The sequence below is a fragment of the Pseudomonas sp. NFACC43 genome (assembly GCF_900119645.1).
Classification (GTDB): Bacteria; Pseudomonadota; Gammaproteobacteria; order Pseudomonadales; family Pseudomonadaceae; genus Aquipseudomonas.
In genome coordinates this window covers 432261-453555 of sequence record NZ_FPKK01000001.1, presented here as the reverse complement: position 1 = coordinate 453555, position 21295 = coordinate 432261, and the positions used below count along the sequence as shown (strand labels likewise).

Genomic DNA, 21295 nt, shown 5'->3' with positions numbered 1-21295 from the left:
TTTAATTAAATGAATTTTTTTTAGAAAAGAGTTGACGACCTGTCAGGCCGTCTATAACATTCGTCGCACTTGTCGGGCACAGCCTAGCACTGGTTAAGTAGGTTGAGCGGAGTTGGTTGTTTCAATTCGGCAAAGCTGAAAGCACTTAGTTTGTAATCGTCAAAGAATACAGATTAAAAAGGCGCCCGTAGCTCAGCTGGATAGAGCATCCGCCTTCTAAGCGGATGGTCGCAGGTTCGAGTCCTGCCGGGTGCGCCATTAGGCAGCTTTGGCACAAGTAACGCAACAAGGCAATATGGTGGGCGTAGCTCAGTTGGTAGAGCACGGGATTGTGACTCCCGTTGTCGTGGGTTCGATCCCCATCGTCCACCCCATATTATAAAAGGCGCCAGATCTAACAGTCTGGCGCCTTTGCTTTAAAAGCCAGGGGCTTCAAACTGATCCAGATGTCCGGGTCGTTTATACAAGTCGCTGGACATGCGGATGTGGTGGAATTGGTAGACACACTGGATTTAGGTTCCAGCGCCGCAAGGTGTGAGAGTTCGAGTCTCTCCGTCCGCACCATACAAATCGCTATTCAATTAGCAGAGAACGGCGCAGTACCTGAAGAGGACTGCGCCGTTTTTGTTTCTGGCGATCGGCTGTTCATGTCCGGTCCGGTCCGGTCTCGCTCGGCGCGGCTGGCGGTTCGCGGTGATTGTGTTTCGTGATGATACACGGCATGCCGTTGGTCTTCCGGCGGGGCTGAGCACCGAAGAGCGACGAGTGCTCGCTTCTATATATAGAAGCGTTGGTCCAGAGCTCCTGGCTTGACTGGCTGAATTTGCAATCCGGGCGAGGCATGACCGTTTGTCTCCCCTTAATGTCGGTGCTTGTTTTCCGGTTGTTTTCAGTAGGGTGACTTCTTGAGTTTGACCTACTAGAATGCATGCCCTTGATTCTGGGGTCGGAAACACCCGGCCAACGTCTGTGCAACGAGGAATATCCATGCAAGTTTCTGTTGAAAGTACTTCTGCTCTTGAGCGTCGCATGAGCATCATCGTGCCTGCTGATCGCATCGAGACTCAGGTCAACAAGCGTCTGCAGCAGACTGCACAAAAGGCCAAAATCCCAGGTTTCCGTCCAGGCAAAGTGCCGATGAGCGTGATCCGTCAGCGTTACGAAGCTGATGCGCGCCAGGAAGCAGTGGGCGATGTGATCCAGTCTTCGTTCTACGAAGCGGTTGTCGAGCAGAAGCTGAACCCGGCCGGTGCTCCATCCGTCGAGCCTAAAGTGCTGGAAAAAGGCAAGGACCTGGAGTTCGTCGCCACGTTCGAAGTGTTCCCTGAGTTCACCGTTGCCGGCTTCGAGTCCATCGCTGTCGAGCGCCTGAGCGCCGAAGTATCGGACGCCGACCTGGACAAGATGCTGGACATCCTGCGCAAGCAGAACACCCGTTTCGAAGTGACCGATCGTGCTGCGCAGAACGAAGACCAGCTGAACATCGACTTCGTCGGCAAAGTCGATGGTGAAGTGTTCGCCGGCGGTTCCGCCAAGGCTACCCAGCTGGTGCTGGGCTCCGGTCGCATGATCCCAGGCTTCGAAGATGGCCTGGTCGGCGCGAAAGCGGGCGAGGAGCGCGTTCTGAACGTGACCTTCCCTGAGGACTACCAGAACCTGGACCTGGCCGGCAAGGCCGCCGAGTTCACCGTGACCGTCAACAGTGTCTCCGAGCCGAAGCTGCCTGAACTGAACGAAGAGTTCTTCGCCCAGTTCGGTATCAAGGAAACCGGCCTCGACGGTTTCCGCGCCGAAGTTCGCAAGAACATGGAGCGTGAGCTGCGTCAGGCCATCAAGTCCAAGATCAAGAACCAGGTCATGGACGGTCTGCTGGCCTCCAATCCGATCGAAGTGCCGAAGGCGCTGCTGGACAACGAAGTGAGTCGTCTGCGCGTGCAGGCCGTCCAGCAATTCGGTGGCAACATCAAGCCGGACCAACTGCCAGCCGAGCTGTTCGAAGAGCAGGCCAAGCGCCGCGTCGTGCTGGGCCTGATCGTAGCCGAAGTGGTCAAGCAGTACGAACTCAAGCCTGATGACGCCCGCGTTCGCGAGTTGATCCAGGAAATGGCTTCGGCTTACCAGGAGCCTGAGCAAGTCGTGTCCTGGTACTACAAGAACGAGCAGCAACTGAACGAAGTCCGTTCGGTTGTGCTGGAAGAACAAGTTGTGGATACTGTTCTGCAGAAAGCTAGCGTGACCGATAAAGCGGTCTCTTACGAAGAAGCGGTCAAGCCGGTGGAAGCTGCACAAGCCGATTGATTTTTCTGCGGTAAGAAATACACACCATAAGCCAGCCTTCGCGCTGGCTTATGCGTATTCAAGACATAACTATTTGGGAGTGACTGCGAGACATGTCCCGCAATTCTTTTTATCAGCAGAGCTCTGACATCCAGGCCGCAGGCGGCCTGGTCCCGATGGTTATCGAGCAGTCCGCTCGTGGCGAACGTGCCTATGACATCTATTCGCGCCTGCTCAAGGAACGCGTCATTTTCCTGATCGGGCCCGTCGAAGACTACATGGCCAACCTCGTGGCGGCACAACTGCTGTTCCTTGAAGCGGAAAACCCGGACAAGGATATCCATCTGTATATCAACTCACCTGGCGGTTCGGTGACGGCTGGCATGTCGATCTACGACACCATGCAGTTCATCAAGCCGGACGTCTCCACTATCTGCATCGGCCAGGCCTGCAGCATGGGTGCTTTCCTGCTCGCCGGCGGCGCAGCGGGCAAGCGTCACTGCCTGCCTAACTCGCGCATGATGATCCACCAGCCGTTGGGCGGCTTCCAGGGCCAGGCGTCGGACATCGACATCCATGCCAAGGAAATCCTCCATATCCGTTCGCGTCTGAACTCGCTGCTGGCCCATCATACCGGCCAAAGCCTTGAAACCATTGAGCGAGACACCGAGCGTGACAACTTCATGAGCGCCGAGCGTGCGGCCGAGTACGGCCTGATCGACTCCGTGATCAACAAGCGTCAGATGCCTGCCTGAGTCGTTCAAAATGCAGGTGGTTGGGATGACCGGCCGCCTGCGGGCTTGAAAAAGCCCGCAATTGCCTTCATCTTGTGTTGCAAGCCTATCGGATTTGGATCGATCGAATGACTGACACCCGCAACGGCGAGGACAACGGCAAACTGCTTTATTGCTCCTTCTGTGGCAAAAGCCAGCATGAAGTACGCAAATTGATTGCCGGTCCCTCGGTCTTCATTTGCGACGAGTGCGTCGACCTGTGCAATGACATCATCCGCGAGGAGGTGCAGGAAGCCCAGGCCGAAAGCAGCGCGCATAAGTTGCCTTCGCCCAAAGAAATCAGCGGCATCCTCGACCAGTATGTAATTGGTCAGGAGCGCGCGAAAAAGGTACTGGCCGTAGCGGTGTACAACCACTACAAGCGCCTGAACCAACGTGACAAAAAGAATGACGAGGTCGAACTCGGCAAGAGCAACATCCTGCTGATCGGCCCGACAGGCTCGGGTAAGACCCTGCTTGCCGAGACACTGGCTCGTTTGCTGAACGTTCCCTTCACCATCGCCGACGCGACCACCCTTACCGAGGCGGGCTACGTGGGTGAGGATGTCGAGAACATAATTCAGAAACTGTTGCAAAAGTGCGACTACGATGTGGAAAAAGCCCAGATGGGTATCGTCTACATCGACGAAATCGACAAGATTTCCCGCAAGTCCGACAACCCGTCCATCACCCGGGATGTTTCCGGCGAGGGCGTGCAGCAGGCCTTGCTCAAGTTGATCGAAGGCACGGTCGCTTCCGTTCCGCCCCAGGGCGGGCGCAAGCACCCGCAGCAGGAATTCCTGCAGGTCGATACCCGTAACATCCTGTTCATCTGCGGCGGCGCGTTCTCCGGCCTGGAAAAGGTCATCCAGAACCGTTCCACCCGTGGGGGCATCGGTTTCAATGCCGAGGTCCGCAGCAAGGAAGAGGGCAAGAAGGTTGGCGAGTCCCTGCGTGAAGTCGAGCCTGACGATCTGGTCAAGTTCGGTCTGATCCCGGAGTTCGTTGGTCGCCTGCCGGTCCTGGCGACGTTGGACGAGCTGGACGAGGCTGCATTGATGCAGATCCTGACCGAGCCGAAGAACGCCCTGACCAAGCAATATGCCAAGCTGTTCGAAATGGAGGGTGTAGACCTGGAGTTCCGTTCCGACGCGCTGAAATCGGTTGCCAAACGTGCCCTGGAACGCAAGACCGGTGCCCGTGGGTTGCGCTCGATTCTCGAAGGCGTATTGCTCGACACGATGTACGAGATTCCCTCGCAGTCCGATGTGAGTAAAGTCGTGATCGATGAAAGCGTCATAGAAGGCAAGTCCAAGCCGCTGTATATCTACGAAAACAGTGAGCCGGCTGCCAAGGCTGCCCCGGACGCCTGAGCGTCCGGTCGCCGGAATAAAGGAGGGGCCTTCGGGCCCCTTTGCTTTTAGCGTGATTTAGACGTGTCTTAGCGCTTGTTTTTTTTCAAGGCTGCCCCCATCTTGGTTTCAAGCTTACATTCATCTGTTTCCGGCCTTAGTGCCGCCGTAGAGGCGAAATCATGAAGACAACCATCGAATTGCCTCTCCTGCCATTGCGCGATGTCGTGGTGTATCCGCACATGGTTATCCCGCTGTTCGTGGGGCGCGAGAAGTCCATCGAAGCCCTCGAGGCTGCGATGACGGGTGACAAGCAGATCCTTCTGCTGGCTCAGAGAAATCCTGCTGACGATGATCCCGGCGAAGACGCACTTTATCGCGTAGGTACGATTGCAACGGTTCTGCAACTGCTCAAGCTGCCTGACGGCACGGTCAAGGTTCTGGTCGAAGGCGAGCAACGGGGTGCGGTCGAGCGCTTCAGCGAAGTAAACGGCCATTGCCGTGCCGAAGTGTCGCTGATCGACGAAGCCGAGGTGCCTGAGCGTGAGTCCGAGGTGTTTGTCCGCAGCCTGCTGTCTCAATTCGAGCAGTACGTGCAGTTGGGCAAGAAGGTGCCGGCAGAGGTCCTGTCGTCGCTCAACAGCATCGATGAACCTGGGCGCCTGGTCGATACCATGGCCGCGCATATGGCCCTCAAGATCGAGCAGAAGCAGGAAATCCTCGAGATCATCGACCTGTCCGCCCGTGTCGAGCATGTATTGGCGTTGCTCGACGGCGAAATCGACCTGCTGCAGGTCGAAAAACGCATCCGCGGTCGGGTCAAGAAGCAGATGGAGCGCAGTCAGCGCGAGTACTACCTGAATGAGCAGATGAAGGCCATTCAGAAGGAGCTGGGTGACGGAGACGAAGGCCATAACGAGATCGAAGAGCTGAAGAAGCGAATCGATGCTGCCGGCCTGCCGAAGGACGCCCTTGCCAAGGCCCAGGCCGAGCTGAACAAGCTCAAGCAGATGTCGCCGATGTCCGCTGAGGCCACCGTGGTGCGCTCCTATATCGACTGGCTGGTCCAGGTGCCATGGAAAGCCCAGAGCAAGGTGCGTCTGGACCTGGCTCGCGCCGAAGATATCCTCGATGCCGACCATTACGGCCTGGAGGAGGTCAAGGAGCGCATCCTCGAATACCTCGCCGTACAGAAACGCGTGAAAAAGATTCGTGGCCCGGTCCTTTGCCTGGTCGGTCCTCCCGGGGTCGGTAAAACCTCCCTTGCGGAGTCGATTGCCCACGCGACCAACCGTAAATTCGTTCGCATGGCTCTGGGTGGCGTGCGTGACGAGGCGGAAATCCGCGGGCATCGCCGGACTTACATCGGGTCGATGCCGGGAAGATTGATTCAAAAGATGACAAAGGTCGGCGTGCGCAATCCGCTGTTCCTTCTGGACGAAATCGACAAGATGGGCAGCGATATGCGGGGCGATCCGGCCTCTGCATTGCTGGAAGTCCTCGATCCCGAGCAGAATCACAACTTCAACGATCACTACCTTGAGGTCGACTACGACCTGTCGGATGTGATGTTCCTCTGCACCTCCAACTCCATGAACATTCCGCCAGCGCTGCTGGACCGGATGGAGGTGATTCGTCTGCCGGGCTACACCGAGGACGAGAAGATCAATATCGCCGTCAAATACCTTTCGCCCAAGCAGATCCAGGCCAATGGCCTGAAAAAAGGCGAGCTGGAGTTCGACGAGGAGGCGATCCGCGACATCATCCGTTACTACACTCGCGAAGCGGGCGTGCGCGGTCTGGAGCGGCAGATCGCCAAGGTCTGCCGCAAGGCGGTCAAGGAGCATGCGCTGGAAAAACGCTTCGCGGTCAAGGTTACTTCGGACCTGCTGGAGCACTTCCTGGGCGTACGCAAGTTCCGTTACGGCCTGGCCGAGCAGCAGGATCAGATCGGTCAGGTGACCGGGCTGGCGTGGACCCAGGTCGGTGGCGAATTGCTGACCATCGAGGCGGCAGTCGTACCGGGCAAGGGGCAACTGATCAAGACCGGTTCCCTGGGCGATGTGATGGTCGAATCGATCACCGCGGCCCAGACCGTCGTGCGCAGCCGGGCCCGTAGCCTGGGCATCCCCGTGGACTTCCACGAGAAGCGCGACACCCATATCCACATGCCGGAAGGGGCGACGCCCAAGGACGGCCCCAGCGCTGGCGTAGGCATGTGCACGGCCCTGGTTTCGGCCCTGACCGGCATTCCGGTGCGCGCCGATGTGGCGATGACCGGCGAAATCACCCTGCGTGGCCAGGTACTGGCCATTGGTGGGCTCAAGGAAAAACTGCTGGCGGCGCATCGCGGTGGGATCAAGATCGTGATCATTCCCGAAGAGAATGTTCGTGATCTCAAGGAAATTCCCGACAACATCAAGCAGGATCTTCAGATTAAACCGGTTAAATGGATTGACGAAGTCCTGCAAATTGCGCTGCAATACGCGCCGGAGCCCTTGCCGGATGTGGCTCCGGAGATAGTCGCGAAGGACGAAAAGCGAGAGTCTGACTCTAAGGAAAGAATTAGCACGCATTAACACGCATTTGCCTGGGGGGCTTCCTTGACAGTTTTTTAGAGCCCTTGTTATAAAGCGGCTCTTAAGTGTCTGTAGGCCATTCAGCACTCGTTTTTGCTTTCACCAAAAAAACTTAGAATCATCTCAAATAGATATAAGGGGACTTAGAGTGAACAAGTCGGAACTGATTGATGCTATCGCTGCATCCGCTGATATCCCGAAAGCTGCTGCTGGCCGTGCGCTGGACGCTGTAATCGAATCCGTCACTGGCGCTCTCAAGGCTGGCGACTCCGTTGTTCTGGTTGGTTTCGGCACCTTCTCCGTCACTGATCGTCCGGCTCGTACCGGTCGCAACCCTCAGACTGGCCAGGCTCTGCAAATCAAGGCCGCCAAGAAGCCAAGCTTCAAGGCTGGTAAAGCACTGAAAGACGCCGTCAACTAAGGTTTCATTGAGTTTATCCGGGTCGGGGTCATGCCTGGCTTGGCAGCGGAGCGGTAACACGGTCGGTTTTCAAACGGCCTGTCGTGCCAGGGCTCGCGGGTTCGAGCCCGGTCCGCTCCGCCAGTAACGAGAAGGCGCATCCTCGGATGCGCCTTTCTTCTATCCGGATTCTACCCACGCTCCACGGTTGCCTAATTTTTGAAGTTCAACCGTTTCTGGGGGACGCATGCTGCAGAATATCAGGGACAATTCACAGGGCTGGATTGCCAAGACCATCATCGGAGTCATCGTCGCACTGATGGCGTTGACCGGTTTCGATGCCATTTTTCAAGCCACCAGCAACAGCAATGAAGCGGCCAAGGTCAACGGCGAGAAAATCAGCCAGAACGAGCTGAGCCAGGCTGTCGATATGCAACGTCGCCAGCTCATGCAACAGCTGGGCAAGGATTTCGACGCCTCCTTGCTGGACGAAAAAATGCTGCGCGACTCGGCCCTCAAGGGGCTGATCGACCGCAAGCTGCTGCTGCAAGGCGCCCATGACGCGAAATTCGCTTTCTCCGAAGCCGCGCTGGACCAGGTAATCCTGCAGACACCTGAGTTCCAGGTCGACGGCAAATTCAGCGCCGAGCGCTTCGACCAGGTGATTCGCCAACTGGGCTACAGCCGTATGCAGTTCCGCCAGATGCTGGCCCAGGAAATGCTGATCGGCCAGTTGCGCGCCGGCCTGGCCGGCAGTGGCTTTGTCACCGATGCCCAGGTGCTGGCATTCGCCCGCCTGGAAAAACAGACCCGTGATTTCGCCACCCTCACCATCAAGAGCGACGCGTCGGCGGTGAAGCTGACCGATGACGAGGTCAAGGCTTATTACGACAAGCACGCCAAGGAGTTCATGACTCCCGATCAGGTGGTGATCGATTACCTTGAACTGAAGAAGGCCTCGTTCTTCGATCAGGTCAGCGTCAAGGATGAAGACCTGCAGGCGGCTTACCAGAAGGAAATCGCCAACCTGTCCGAGCAACGTCGGGCGGCGCATATCCTGATCGAGGTCAATGACAAGGTCACCGAGGCCCAGGCCAAGGCCAGGATCGAGGACATCCAGGCTCGCCTGGCCAAGGGCGAATCGTTCGAAGCCCTGGCGAAGGAGTTCTCCCAGGATCCGGGTTCGGCGAACAATGGCGGTGATCTCGGCTATGCCGGTCCGGGTGTCTATGACCCGGAATTCGAAAAGGCCCTGTATGCCTTGAACAAGGATCAGGTGTCCGCGCCGGTGCGTACCGATTTCGGTTTCCACCTGATCAAGCTGTTGGGCGTCGAGGCGCCTGAGGTGCCGAGTTTTGCCAGCCTCAAGGACAAGCTGACCCGCGAACTGAAGACTCAGCAAGTGGAGCAGCGTTTCGTGGAGGCGACCAAGCAACTGGAAGATGCCTCTTTCGAAGCCTCCGATCTGGCCCAGCCGGCCCAGGACCTGAAACTGACCGTTCATACGTCCGCGCCGTTCGGTCGCGAAGGTGGGGAAGGGATCGCGGCCAACCGCGCCGTTGTCACCGCCGCGTTCAGCCCGGAAGTACTCGATGATGGCGCCAACAGCACCGCCATCGAACTGGACCCGGAAACCGTCGTCGTGCTGCGCGCCAAGGAACACCGCAAGCCCGAGCAGCTTCCCCTGGAGCGCGTCGAAACGGCCATTCGCGCCCAGTTGACGAAGGAGCATGCCAGCGCGGCAGCCAAGACCCGGGCGGACGAATTGATCGTTAGCCTGCGCGAAGGCAAGACCGCACTGGACAAGCCTGTCGATGGCCAGGGCTGGAAAGTCACCGAGGCGGCGACTCGCAGCCAGGAAGGCATCGATCCAGCCGTTCTGCAGGCACTGTTCCGCATGCCCAAGCCGGAATCCAAGGACAAGCCGACGTTCACCAGCGTCACCTTGCCTGATGGAAGCCTGATGATCGTGCGCCTGAACGGGGTGAACGAGGCGGCGGCGCCGACCGACGCAGAGAAAGCCGAATACCGTCGCTACCTGGCCTCCCGAATTGGTCAGCAGGACTTCGCGGCTTATCGCAAGCAGCTGGAGAGCGAAGCGGACATCAAGCGGTACTGATGCTCCGGTAGTTCGCTTCACAAAAGACCCCGACTGGAAAGTCGGGGTTTTTTGTTTCTGCGCGTTGCGATTAACAGGATGTTCATCGATCCGCCGGGTTTGTGTCTTTTTCCGATAAACATCCCCCGGTAGACTTGTAACCCCTTTGAGACACGAATCCCCACATCACCGGAAGCGTTGTGTTGCACAATGCGCCCCGGACCGTTTTCTTCAGGATGTTCAATGTTCAGATCATTTCACATGCGCACCGTCGGGCTGGCACTGATGCTGGCTGTCGCAGCCGGTTGCTCGTCGAAGAAAGCCGCCATTTACGAGCATGAGAACTTCGATGACTCCGGTACCTATTCCCGGACCTATCCGGTGAGCGATGCAGCGACCTGCGAGGCCGGGCGCCGTGCGCTGCTCAGCCAGGGCTACATCATTACCAGCAGCGATCCGAAACTGGTCAGCGGCCACAAAAGCTTCCAGCAGACCGGTGATACTCACATGGAGATCAGCTTCAACCTGGTCTGCGCGCAGGACAGCGGCACCGGACACCGTTCGACCATGTTCGCCAACGCGCTGCAGGACCGTTACGCGCTGAAGAAGATCAACAACTCCGCCAGCCTGGGCGTGGGAGTGCTGGGGTCGGTGTCGATGCCCATCGGTTCGTCGGATGATTCGATGGTCAAGGTCGCCAGTGAAACGGTATCGGCGGCCAAGTTCTATGAGCGTTTCTTTGCGCTGGTGGAGGCATTCCTGCCAGCGGAAGCGAAGAAGGGCGCTGAAAGTGCCGATAAACCGAAAGCTGAGCTGGGCGTTCCGGAAACCAGGGTAGAGCCTGCCGCGTTGACGCCTGCGCCGATGCCGGAGCCGTCAGCCCCGGCGCCCGTAGCGCCGACGCAGCAGGAAGCTGCGCCAGCCCCGGCTCAGGTCCTCCCAGCGGCCTCGGAACCAGTGGTGCCTCCTGCGGAACCTGCACCGATCGCGCCCAGTGAAGTAGCGCCATCAGGGGAGGCCGTGCCCGTTACAGCGCCGGAGCCGACCCAGGAGCCCATCACGCCGCCCCCGCCCAGTGACCTGCCGCCTCCCTCTGAACCCATCCAGCCGCTGCCTGCCTCGTGAAGCCTTGTGGCGAGGTTGAAATACCTTGCCACAGATCACCCTTTAATTTCCTGCCGTTGTGCTACGTTTAATTCATGAAGCTTTTGCTTCATGTTTTATTCATAAAGCAGCTTTATGCTGATACCAGCGCCATCAGGCATCGGTTTCAACGAACAGGGGAAGGATTCGCAATGGACGACTATCAGGAAGAGCTGCTGGAATATCAGGCGTATGAGCTGGACCCGCCGGAACCCGCCGAGGACGCCACCGAGCTGTAGGAAGGCAGCAGGCGGCGGGCTCGAGGCTCATTTGTTCCGATGACTGCGACGAAACTCTCCGGGCGTCTGGCCATTCCAGCGCTTGAACGCGCGTTGAAATGCTTCGGCTGAGGCAAACCCCAGCAAATAGGCGATTTCACCGAACGCCAGTTCAGTGTCGCGAATGTAAGTCATGGCCAGGTCGCGCCGAGTGTCGTTGAGAATGGCGCGAAATTGTGTGCCTTCTTCCGCCAGTTTTCGGCGTAGCGTCCAGGTCGGTAGCTTCAGGCGTGCCGCCACTTCTTCCAGGCCGGGTTCACGGCCACCGCTGAGCAACGGCCCCAGCAGTTGGATGATGCGCTCGCGCAGGCTGCGGGTGCGGGTGAGTTGTTCCAGTTCCCGTTCACACAGTTGCAGCAGGTGCCGCCAAGTGCTGGGGCAGTGCTGTGGGTTGCGCTGGGCGAGGCTTTCCAGGCCCAGGCGCAACTGGTTCTGTTCGGCCCCGAATACGATCGGGCAATCACCGAGTGCCCGGTAGGCTTCCAGGTAGGCCGGCGCTTCGAATTCGATCTCTATGCGCTCGGCTCGCAGCGGGTTGCCGCTCACGCTGGAGAGCTGCTGGAGCCAGCCGGCGATGATCGAGTCCACGACGAAGCGGTTATAGGCGTTATACGGACTGATGGAATAGAACCGTACCCAGGCGCCCTGGGCATCTTCGTGAAAGCTCGATTGACCACGGTAGTTGGAGCCGTAGAGCGGCTCGAAGCGAACCATGCAGCGTGCGGCTTCGCGGACCGTCGGGGCCTGGGCCGCGGTGACACCAGCCAGGCCAGCCTGGCTCAAGCGGCTGAAGCGTCCCATGCGCAGGCCCAGGGCCGGGTCTGCCGTCTGCTGGATCGCGGCATGGCCCAGGCGCATGTAGCGTGGAATCGACAACCGTGCCCCAGGCTCCGCCAGGCGTGCGGCATCGAGGCCATATTGTTCCAGCAAGGGCTGGGGATCCTGTCCGTGGCTGGCGACCGCATCGGCCAGGCTATGGACGAAACCCACTGACAGGTCCCCCAGGCGCATCGGCTGCGGTTTCATGCTACAACCACAGGTTCAGCAAGCGCGCGCCACGGGCTTCGCCGTCAGGGAAATGCTGGCCGCCGTGGCTGATAAAGCTTTGGCCGGCGCTTCCGTTGTCCCAGAACTGCCCCCGCAGGAACACGCTGACGCCGCCCTTGGCCTGGCTGATGGGCAACTGGCTGGTCAGGGTCAGGCGATGCCAGGCCTGGCCTTCGCTCACTTCTCCGGGCTTGAGGCTGACCTCGCTGGGGGTGGAGAGGCCTTTATAGCCGCTCCAGGGTTCGTTCCAGGTGTCTCGTCCCAGGACAAAGGCGGGGACGGCGATCAGTTGTGCGCCCTGTTCGTTGAGTTGTCGATAATAGACCGGGTACCAACTGTCGCTGCCGATCAGCACCCCCAGGCGTCCGGCCGGGGTGTCGATGACGCGAGGTGTGTCGGAGCGTTCGCTACCCAGTACCTCGTGTTGATCGAATACAGGATGCTGCTGGCGCTGAGGTTGCCCGAGCGGTCGGCCATCGCGACCGAACACCAGGCTGCTGTTGTACAGCGCGCCCGGACCTATCCGCAGTTCGCCCTCGCTGACGCTGGGCTCGGGCAGTACGATGGAGCCGGCCACCAGGGTCACGCCAAACTCCTTGGCCAGGCCGCCAAACAGCGCCTGGTACTCATGGGCCATGCCCTGGGCCTTCATGCGCAAGTACGCATCGTCCAGTCGTTTATCGCCCTCGGCAGCGAGCAAGGCCCGGATAAAGGCCAACGGGTTGCTGACGGCCAGCCAGTTCATCGCTTCCTTCAATGTCCCAGCCTGATACAGCTCGTCCTTTTCACCGCTGATCATCAGCCACGTACCGATGTGCTCGGGCAGGACCACGATGGTTTTTTCGTTGACAAAGCCCTGGTCGCGAGCAGCCTGCAGATAGGCCGCGAGTTTGCGATGCAGTCGCTCGGGGCTCTGGTAATCCGTGGGGAAGAGCTCGGGCTGGATACCCAGCAGATTGCCTTGATCGGCGGGGATGCCCTGGTCGACCGCCAGGTTGATGCGCAGGTCCGACAGGTAATGGCCCGCCGGACGATCCGCCGTCCACAGCGCGTAGGTGACCAGGGCGGCAATCGAGGCCAGTGAAAACAACAGGTACAAAAGTTTGCGCATGGGGGAACAGTCAACGGCCTTGTGCGGTTCGTGATGCTTGAAGTGTCACGGGCAGGGTACGGTAAAACAAGGGATTAGCAAAAGGATGCGTGCAATCCGGGAAGCACCTGTCCGCCATGCGAGGGCGCAAGGTGACCGACACGGATCCCTGGCCATCGCGAACTGGCTCGCGCAAGCAGGATCGCAGGTGTTCGGGGGAGAAGGGGCGCTACGGCAGCGGGTCGGCGGGTGGTAAGTGATGGGATGGGGTGCTGCACATTTGGATCATCAAGTTGTCAGTTACGGTCATTGAGCCGTTGCGCCGTGGCTCTTAGGCTGTCGGGCATGACAGATGGAGGCCACCAGAGTCTCCGCATTTTTTCCGTGATTTTGCCCGTTGTGGAGTGACCGATGACAGCCTCTCATTACCCGCACCTGCTCGCCCCGCTGGACTTGGGTTTTACCACGCTGCGCAACCGCACCCTGATGGGGTCGATGCACACCGGCCTTGAAGAAAAGCCCGGTGGTTTCGAGCGCATGGCGGCCTATTTTGCCGAGCGTGCCCTTGGAGGGGTGGGACTGATGGTCACCGGTGGTATCGCGCCGAACGACGAGGGCGGCGTTTACTCGGGGGCGGCCAAGCTGACCACCGAGGAGGAAGCCCTCAAGCACCGCATCGTCACCCGGGCCGTCCATGAGGCCGGCGGCAAGATCTGCATGCAGATTCTCCATGCCGGCCGCTATGCCTACAGCCCTCGGCAAGTGGCGCCGAGTGCGATCCAGGCGCCGATCAATCCATTCAAGCCCAAGGAGCTGGACGAAGAGGGCATCGAGAAACAGATCAGCGATTTCGTGACCTGCTCGGTATTGGCCCGCCAGGCGGAATACGACGGTGTCGAAATCATGGGCTCCGAAGGTTATTTCATTAACCAGTTCCTGGCGGCCCACACCAATCACCGCACCGATCGCTGGGGTGGCAGTTATGAAAACCGCATGCGCTTGCCCGTGGAAATCGTGCGTCGGGTACGCGAGGCGGTAGGTCCGGATTTCATCATCATTTTCCGCCTGTCGATGCTCGACCTGGTGGAAGGCGGTAGCAGCTGGGAGGAAATCGTCCAGTTGGCCAGGGCCATCGAACAGGCAGGGGCGACGATCATCAATACGGGGATCGGCTGGCACGAAGCGCGGATCCCCACCATCGCCACCAAGGTACCGCGGGCCGCGTTCAGCAAGGTCACGGCCAAGCTGCGCGGTTCGGTGAGCATCCCGCTGATCACCACCAACCGTATCAACACGCCGGAAGTGGCCGAGCGGATCCTGGCCGAAGGCGACGCCGACATGGTCTCCATGGCGCGACCATTCCTGGCGGATCCGGCTTTCGTCAACAAGGCCGCCGCCGGCCGTGCGGATGAAATCAACACCTGCATCGGCTGCAACCAGGCCTGCCTCGACCATACCTTTGGCGGCAAGCTCACCAGTTGCCTGGTGAACCCGCGGGCATGCCATGAAACCGAGCTCAACTACCTGCCGGCGACCCAGGTGAAGAAAATCGCGGTGGTGGGGGCCGGTCCGGCCGGCTTGTCTGCGGCCACCGTAGCGGCCGAGCGAGGGCACCAGGTGACGCTGTTCGATTCGGCCAGCGAAATCGGTGGGCAGTTCAACATTGCCAAACGCGTCCCGGGCAAGGAAGAGTTCTACGAGACCCTGCGTTATTTCAATCGCAAGTTGCAGACCACCAACGTCGAACTGTGCCTCAACACCCGGGTGGATGTGGCGCAACTGGTGGCGGGTGGTTATGACGAGATCATCCTCGCCACCGGCATCGCGCCGCGAGTACCGGCGATTCCGGGGGTGGAGCACGCCAAGGTCCTGAGCTACCTGGATGTGATCCTGGAGCGCAAGCCGGTGGGCCGCAGCGTGGCGGTCATCGGGGCCGGTGGCATCGGTTTTGACGTTTCGGAGTTTCTGGTTCACCAGGGCGTTGCCACCAGCCAGGATCGGGAAGCGTTCTGGAAGGAGTGGGGCATCGACAGCCGTCTCGAGGCACGGGGCGGCGTCGCCGGGATCAAGGCCGAGCCCCATGCGCCGGCGCGGCAAGTATTCCTGTTGCAGCGCAAGACCTCCAAGGTCGGCGATGGCCTGGGCAAGACCACCGGCTGGATTCACCGCACCGGCCTGAAGAACAAGCAGGTGCAGATGCTCAACAGTGTCCAGTACCTGAAGATCGACGACGAAGGTCTGCACATCCGCATCGGTGACGCTGGCGAGCCCCAGGTGCTGGCAGTGGACAACATTGTCATCTGTGCCGGCCAGGACCCGCTGCGCGAACTGCAGGAAGGCCTGGAAGCGGCGGGTCAGACCGTCCACCTCATCGGTGGCGCCGACGTGGCGGCGGAACTGGATGCCAAACGGGCAATCAACCAGGGCTCGCGGCTGGCGGCGCAGCTGTAGGAAAAGATCGCCCGTTCACTCCGAACGGGCTTGCCCGCGAAAGGTGGATGGGTTTGCCGACCTGTTGAACGTGCCGGCTTCTTCACGGGCAAGCCCGCCCCCAAAAGGGGCGTCAGGAAGTGGACGGTCATCGACGACCGAGCTGTTAAGATGCCGGTTCGTTCCTATCCGGCTTGCTTCAATGCTGCTTGGCGCTCTCGACTGGCATCCTCGACCTCGACTCGAACCCCTTCATCTGGATTGGCTCGCCCGTGCCGGTGTCGAGGTGGCGGTGCTGCGCCTGGACCGGATCGATCCGCTGATCAGCGGTAACAAGTGGTTCAAGCTGCTTCATCATCTGCACTCGGCCCATGAGGTGGGTGCCGAGGGCATCATGAGCCTGGGGGGCGCCTACTCCAACCATCTGCATGCCCTGGCCGCGGCCGGCAAACGCTTCGACTTCCCCACGGTCGGCCTGTTGCGCGGTCATCTCCGACAAACGCCCACGGTGCTTGATCTCATGGCGTTCGGCATGGAGCTGCACTGGCTGGGCTACGGTGGATACCGTGAACGGCACGCGGTGGATTTCTGGACGCCGTGGCGGGCGCGTTATCCGCAGCTATACCCGGTCCCCGAGGGCGGTTCAGGATTGCCCGGCGCGCAAGGCTGCATGGCCTGGGTGGCCAGTGTCCGTGAGCAACTGCCAAGGCTGGGATGGGCGGACTATCATGGTTGGTGGCTGGCATGCGGCACCGGGACGTCATTGGCGGGGTTGGTCCTGGCCGAGGCGGGGGAACATACGGTCCATGGTGTGCTCGCGGTGCCGCCGGACCACGGCGTGGCGTTGCAGGTGTCCAGTCTCTTGAAAGAAGCAGGATTCGCCGATCTGCCTTATGAATTGCATGACGGCAGCCGGGGTGGTTTCGCCCGGGTCGATGCCGAGCTCAGCGCCTTCGTCGCGGACACCCGGGCAATCGAACTGGAGCCGTTGTACACCGGCAAGGCACTGATGATGCTCAAGACCAGGGTCGAAGCCGGGCAGTTCGCACCGGGCACTCGCCTGGTTTTCGTCCATACCGGCGGCCTGCAGGGGCGCCGGGGATTCGAATGAGGGTGGGTCAGCCGCGCTTGGGCATCATTCGCAGCAGTGTGTTATCGCGCACGATGTAGTGGTGATACAGCCCTGCCAGGGCGTGCAGGCCGATCAACCAATAGCCGATGGTCCCGCCCAGCACATGCCAGCCCTCGAGGCGTTTGGCGAAATCCTTGTCCTGGTCGACGAGCAACGGCAGATCGAACCCATAGAACATCACCTGATGTCCCTCGGCGCTGGTGATCAGCCAGCCCAGTAGCGGCATGGCGATCATGAACAGGTACAGCGCCCAATGCATCAGCCGCGCCAGGACGGTCTGCCAGGCAGGCGAAGCCGGAAAGATGGCCGGTGCCTTGCCGATGCTGCGGGCGAACAGGCGCAGCCAGACCAGCAGGAAAACCGTCAGGCCCAGCATGAAGTGCGCTTCCTTGATCAGGGTTCGACCGCCACTGCCCTTGGGGAAGATCCCGCGCAATTCGATACAGGCATATACCACCGCCAGCAACACCAGCATCAGCCAGTGCAAGGTGACCGTGGCGGTACTGTAGCGGCTTTCGGAGCTTTTCCAGGGCATTGCAGTCTCTCCGGCAATCAGGGGGGAGCGCCGTCTTGGGCGGCGTTGCGCTTACTGTAAGCCCGTTTCGCCGGGTTTGCTTGTGCCAGGTCAATTTTTGCCCACCCCAGGGCATGTATCACGGTGTCGTGTCGGGTGGGTTGAGCAGCCAGTCGAACAGCAACCGTGAATCCCGGTTGTCCGACGATGGCAATGATGGCGCGACGACGCGCCCGCCATTGTCCATCGCTCCAGGGCACAGCACCGGTCGGTCGGGATCGCCATCGAGAAAGCTCACCAGCACTTCGCTGCCGGCGATGAGTACGCTGTGGCCGTTCAATATCTGCCGCGATACCGGCAGGGCGATGCCTTCCTGCTGAGGGTTCCAGAGGCTGACCCGGACCTGGCCATGCTCGTCGAACGGGGCCGGCTGGCCGGAAGGACCAAGCACATACGCAATGTGATAACCGGGAATGCAGGGCCTGGGGTGATCGAGTGCCGGCCTGTACACCGTAGACCAGGGGATGGCCGAGAAGCGGTTTCGGTAGTCCCGGACCGACGGTGCGGCCGACGGGTTCGCCTCGAGAATCGAGGATTGCCGTCCGCGATGTTCGATTTCGGTGATCAGCCATTGATCGTTGAAGGTGGAGACCGGGTGTCCGTCGATTTGCACGACATGACCGCTGCGCAGCGCGGGTTGGGCGCTATGGCCGTGGATCTCCCGCTGCCGGCAGCGCAGCCGCTCCAGGCTCCGGCGCCCGGCCTGGTGGGCGTGAGCCAGCGCTGGATTGCCCCGCAGCGCCTCGCGATCGACAGCGTCGAAGGCATGATTGGCCGCATCGGTGGCGGCGTGGGGCGTCGCCCGGTCGCTGAAACGGTAGGTCGGGGCAGACGGTGTGGAACGGTGATGCTGGTACAGGTGCTCGATGGTCTGTTGGCCGCCAGCATCGGCACGCAGGGATAATTCGACAGATCGCGTAGGAAAGCTTTTTGGATCTTCCGCAAATACTGCGACGTGACCGTAGGGCGTGTGTTCGAAGTGGTAGTGGATGCCTTCTTCCTCGCACAGCCGTTGCAGCAGTGCCAGGTCGCTTTCCTCGTACTGGATACAGAAGGGGCGGCACGGATACTGCCCATGGGGCAGCTCGAAGCGGTAACCATGGGCGGGCAATGCGTGGTCTTCCAGCAAGCGCTGCAGGATCTGCACGACGCTGAGGCGATGGAAAACCCGTCGTTGCGGACCTTGTTCCAGGTTCTGGAGACAAGGAACCAGCGTCAGGCGATAGCCGATACGGTGCGCGGCAGGGGCGCTGAGGCCGACATCGTGCACGATCCCATGCACCCCGGACGAGCCGTCCAGGCGCAGGAAGGCCGGTTGCCCCAGTAGCGTGTCGGGGCTGATCGGCGGGGCCAGGCCGATCAGTTCGAGGTCGAAGCGATACGGCCGGTTGAGGGCTTCCCGACCACTGAACCGCAGCACTTGCAGGCGCAAGTCGCTTTGCGTGAGCGTCAGGCTGAAGGGGCTTTCCGTGTCGTTGCGCATTGCGGTGCTTACTTGGAGAAGAGGAGGCAACGAGGGTACGAAACCCTTGGGCAAAACGGAGGGGGCGAAGCGCAGTTTCAGAAATTCCCTACGCTACGTTGCGGAAATGTCGATTCCCCGGCTGCATTTTTTGGTCGATCAGCCGGTTTAGGCCGTATAAACTTGCGCCACAGCGCCGGCCGGCAGATGTCTCGGCGCGTCAGACAAGAGAGTGAGTAATGGGCGCACAGTGGAAGGTTAAACACAAAGAAGCGGCTGCCAACGCCAAGGGCAAGATCTTCGGCAAACTGGTGAAGGAAATCAGTATTGCCGCGCGAAACGGCGCCGATGTCGCCACCAATGCCCACCTGCGACTGGTGGTCGAACAGGCCAAGAAGGCCTCCATGCCCCGCGAGACCCTGGAGCGAGCCATCAAGAAGGGCTCCGGACAGCTCGGCGAAACCGTGCAATACCACCGCGTCACCTACGAAGGGTTCGCGCCGCATCAGGTGCCGCTGATCGTCGAGTGCGTGACCGACAACATCAACCGCACCGTTGCCGAGATCCGCGTCGCCTTCCGCAAGGGCCAACTGGGCGCTTCAGGTTCGGTGGCATGGGATTTCAACCATGTAGGCATGATCGAGGCCACGCCGGACACCCCGGACGCCGATCCGGAAATGGCCGCCATCGAGGCCGGTGCCCAGGATTTCGAGCCGGGCGAAGAGGGCGCGACCCTGTTCATCACCGATCCGACCGACCTTGACGCCGTACAGAAGGCGTTGCCGGAGCAAGGCTTCACCGTGCTGTCCGCCAAGCTGGGCTACCAGCCCAAGAACCCGGTCAGCGGCCTGACCGACGAACAGATGGCCGAAGTCGAAGCCTTCCTGGAGGGCCTCGACAACCATGACGACGTGCAGGACATGTTCGTCGGTCTGGCCGGCTGAGACGAAGGTCAGCCTCTGTGTTGTGAAACACAGGCTCCCGTGGCGAGGGGATTTATCCCCGTTGGGCTGCGAAGCAGCCCTAAAACCCGACATCGCGGTGCGTCAGGTCGTTTGCATCGGGGCCGCTTCGCGCCCCGACGGGGATAAATCTCCTCGCCACCAGGATGGGTGAGCTCAGTGGGTATGGGAGTGATCAATTCGCTTGAGTTCGCTAAGCAAACCCTCAATCTCATCAAACCCCGGCCGAGCCAGTACCTGCGGCTGACAACAGCGCGCCTTCAATTCTTCCAGTGTTCCAAGCTCCACGACGCCGGGTTCGACCCGCTCCAGCAGTTCCCCCAGCAGAATCCCAAAGGCCCGCACTTCGATACGTTGCAATGCCCGGGTCTGTGCGCTGTCCGGGGTGCCGTGGAACGACGCTGCGCCGAAATCTCCCAACAGGCAGTCGCCTTGGTCATTGAATAGAATGTTGTGTCCGTACAGATCACCATGGGTGAGCCCTTGGCAATGGAGATGCGCCCCCACCGAGGCGATGCCGTGGGCGATGCGCAACGCTACGGGCAGACTCAAGCGCAGTTCATCGGCATATACATCGCGAGTGCAGGAGGCCAGGCTGGGCAGTCCGGCCAGGTTGCGATAGCTGGGCTCCACCAGGGCCATCACCAGTCCGGCCTGCCCCTGGGGATGACCGGCCACCTGACCCAGTACCTCGATCAGGTTCGGATGCCTGCCGGCGGTGATGCAGGCGTGCATTTCGTGCAATGGCGAGCCATCGCTGGTCATTTCGCCTTTATAGAGTTTCACCGCAACCTCCCTGGCCGCCTGGCCCGGCGGTTGCCATCGGGCCCGGTGGATCACCCCCGAGGCGCCTTCCCCCAGCCGCTGTCGCAGAGCCAGTTGTGACCAGTCGATGGCGGGCGTGGCGTTCAACGGGGCGGCATTGGCCTGGGGCTCCAGCGGATTGCCGGCGTAGGCCAGCCAGCTGAGGCTGGGCAATGTCGACAGCCATTGCGGCAACTCCACCAGGCGGTTGGCGGCGACGCGCAGCAGTTCGAGTCGCTGGCATTGCCCCAGGCTTTGCGGTAGCTGTTGCAATCGGTTGCCGGCCAGCATGAGTTTCTGCAGATGGGGGCGTCGCCCCAGTTCATCCGGCAATCGACTGATGCGGTTGTCGGTCAGGATCAGCCAGCGCAACAGCGGCGGCAGGGCTGCCCCCGTGACACGTTCGATGCGGTTGGCCTTGAAGCCGACCATGGTCAGGGCGGCGCAGCGGCCCAGGCATTCGGGCAGTTCAGTGAAGCGGTTGTCCGAGCAGAACAGCACGCGCAATCGGCTCAGCCGATGCAAGTCGTCGGGCAATGTATCGAGCTGATTGCCGCTGAGGTCGAGAATTTCTAGGGAGTCGGCCAGCTCGAAGATTTCCCGGGGGAATTTCGTCAGGCCACACGCCAGTTTCAATCGGGTGGTCCCCGACAGTTGGCCGGCGCGGAGTTGGGCGAGGGTGTCCATGGAAAATTCGCTGTCGATCAGGAAAGGAGTCTGCAGCCATCGGGCCTGACACAGAACCTTGTGGCGAGGGGCTGCAAGGCAACCCAACGCCACAACCCGAACAGTCTGACACACCTTATGCCAGGCTTCAGGACAGCGCTTGCTGCGCCACGGTTTACCCCTCGCGTTGTACAAAAAAAGCGCCTGGGTGACGGTCGTCGCCTGGCG

The 21295-nt window shown here is 60.4% G+C and carries 16 protein-coding genes and 3 tRNA genes; 14 read left to right on the top strand and 5 right to left on the bottom strand.

Annotated elements, in window-relative coordinates:
* The first annotated feature begins 181 nt into the window (after positions 1-181).
* From BT179_RS01940 to BT179_RS26380, 11 genes are all read left to right on the top strand, one after another.
* Positions 182-258 (top strand) — tRNA-Arg (locus BT179_RS01940).
* A 40-nt stretch (positions 259-298) separates the two neighbouring features.
* Positions 299-374: transfer RNA gene (locus BT179_RS01935), tRNA-His, on the top strand.
* A gap of 105 nt (positions 375-479) precedes the next feature.
* Positions 480-564 (top strand) — tRNA-Leu (locus BT179_RS01930).
* Between the two features lie 423 nt (positions 565-987).
* Positions 988-2298, top strand: a complete 1311-nt coding sequence (tig, locus tag BT179_RS01925) for a trigger factor (RefSeq protein ID WP_072430380.1) — start codon at positions 988-990, stop codon at positions 2296-2298.
* 92 nt (positions 2299-2390) lie between these two features.
* Positions 2391-3032 (top strand): ATP-dependent Clp endopeptidase proteolytic subunit ClpP, encoded by a 642-nt coding sequence (gene clpP / locus BT179_RS01920; RefSeq protein WP_003183177.1) that lies wholly within the window; start codon positions 2391-2393, stop codon positions 3030-3032.
* Positions 3033-3139: 107 nt separating this feature from the next.
* Positions 3140-4423, top strand: a complete 1284-nt coding sequence (gene clpX, locus BT179_RS01915; protein WP_030140022.1) for an ATP-dependent Clp protease ATP-binding subunit ClpX — start codon at positions 3140-3142, stop codon at positions 4421-4423.
* A gap of 161 nt (positions 4424-4584) precedes the next feature.
* Positions 4585-6981, top strand: coding sequence for an endopeptidase La (lon, locus tag BT179_RS01910; protein ID WP_072388888.1), 2397 nt, complete (start codon positions 4585-4587; stop codon positions 6979-6981).
* Between the two features lie 148 nt (positions 6982-7129).
* Positions 7130-7402, top strand: coding sequence for an HU family DNA-binding protein (locus BT179_RS01905; RefSeq protein ID WP_072388887.1), 273 nt, complete (start codon positions 7130-7132; stop codon positions 7400-7402).
* A 226-nt stretch (positions 7403-7628) separates the two neighbouring features.
* Positions 7629-9500 carry a SurA N-terminal domain-containing protein gene (locus BT179_RS01900; protein WP_072430381.1) on the top strand — a complete coding sequence of 624 codons (1872 nt, stop codon included), beginning with the start codon at positions 7629-7631 and terminating at the stop codon, positions 9498-9500.
* Positions 9501-9722: 222 nt separating this feature from the next.
* Positions 9723-10604: a DUF2242 domain-containing protein gene (locus tag BT179_RS01895; protein ID WP_072430382.1), complete on the top strand. Its 882-nt coding sequence runs from the start codon at positions 9723-9725 to the stop codon at positions 10602-10604.
* Positions 10605-10678: 74 nt separating this feature from the next.
* Entirely contained in the window at positions 10679-10861 is a 183-nt protein-coding gene (locus tag BT179_RS26380; protein ID WP_143007925.1) for a hypothetical protein, read from the top strand.
* Between the two features lie 27 nt (positions 10862-10888).
* On the opposite strand, the gene BT179_RS01890 is transcribed toward BT179_RS26380, so the two are convergent.
* Positions 10889-11926, bottom strand: coding sequence for an AraC family transcriptional regulator (locus tag BT179_RS01890; protein ID WP_072430383.1), 1038 nt, complete (start codon positions 11924-11926; stop codon positions 10889-10891).
* Position 11927: 1 nt separating this feature from the next.
* Positions 11928-13058: a carbon-nitrogen hydrolase family protein gene (locus BT179_RS01885; protein ID WP_072388879.1), complete on the bottom strand. Its 1131-nt coding sequence runs from the start codon at positions 13056-13058 to the stop codon at positions 11928-11930.
* 390 nt (positions 13059-13448) lie between these two features.
* On the opposite strand from BT179_RS01885, the gene BT179_RS01880 reads away from it, so the two are divergent.
* Both BT179_RS01880 and BT179_RS01875 read left to right on the top strand, forming a co-directional pair.
* Positions 13449-15488 (top strand): oxidoreductase, encoded by a 2040-nt coding sequence (locus BT179_RS01880; RefSeq protein WP_072430384.1) that lies wholly within the window; start codon positions 13449-13451, stop codon positions 15486-15488.
* 181 nt (positions 15489-15669) lie between these two features.
* Positions 15670-16578, top strand: coding sequence for a 1-aminocyclopropane-1-carboxylate deaminase/D-cysteine desulfhydrase (locus tag BT179_RS01875; protein WP_072430385.1), 909 nt, complete (start codon positions 15670-15672; stop codon positions 16576-16578).
* A 7-nt stretch (positions 16579-16585) separates the two neighbouring features.
* Here the strand turns inward: BT179_RS01875 and BT179_RS01870 are convergent, their stop codons facing one another.
* The gene (locus tag BT179_RS01870; RefSeq protein WP_072388873.1) at positions 16586-17134 is read right to left on the bottom strand and encodes a cytochrome b; all 549 of its coding nucleotides are present in this window, start codon (positions 17132-17134) and stop codon (positions 16586-16588) included.
* Between the two features lie 118 nt (positions 17135-17252).
* Complete coding sequence (locus BT179_RS01865; RefSeq protein ID WP_072430386.1) at positions 17253-18656, bottom strand: type VI secretion system Vgr family protein; 1404 nt, start codon at positions 18654-18656, stop codon at positions 17253-17255.
* A 218-nt stretch (positions 18657-18874) separates the two neighbouring features.
* Here BT179_RS01865 and BT179_RS01860 point away from each other — a divergent pair, with 218 nt between their 5' ends.
* A complete protein-coding gene (locus BT179_RS01860) occupies positions 18875-19579 on the top strand; it encodes a YebC/PmpR family DNA-binding transcriptional regulator (RefSeq protein ID WP_072388869.1) in 705 nt (234 codons plus the stop codon).
* Positions 19580-19753: 174 nt separating this feature from the next.
* On the opposite strand, the gene BT179_RS01855 is transcribed toward BT179_RS01860, so the two are convergent.
* Entirely contained in the window at positions 19754-21088 is a 1335-nt protein-coding gene (locus tag BT179_RS01855) for a leucine-rich repeat-containing protein kinase family protein (RefSeq protein WP_072430387.1), read from the bottom strand.
* Between the last annotated feature and the right edge of the window lie 207 nt (positions 21089-21295).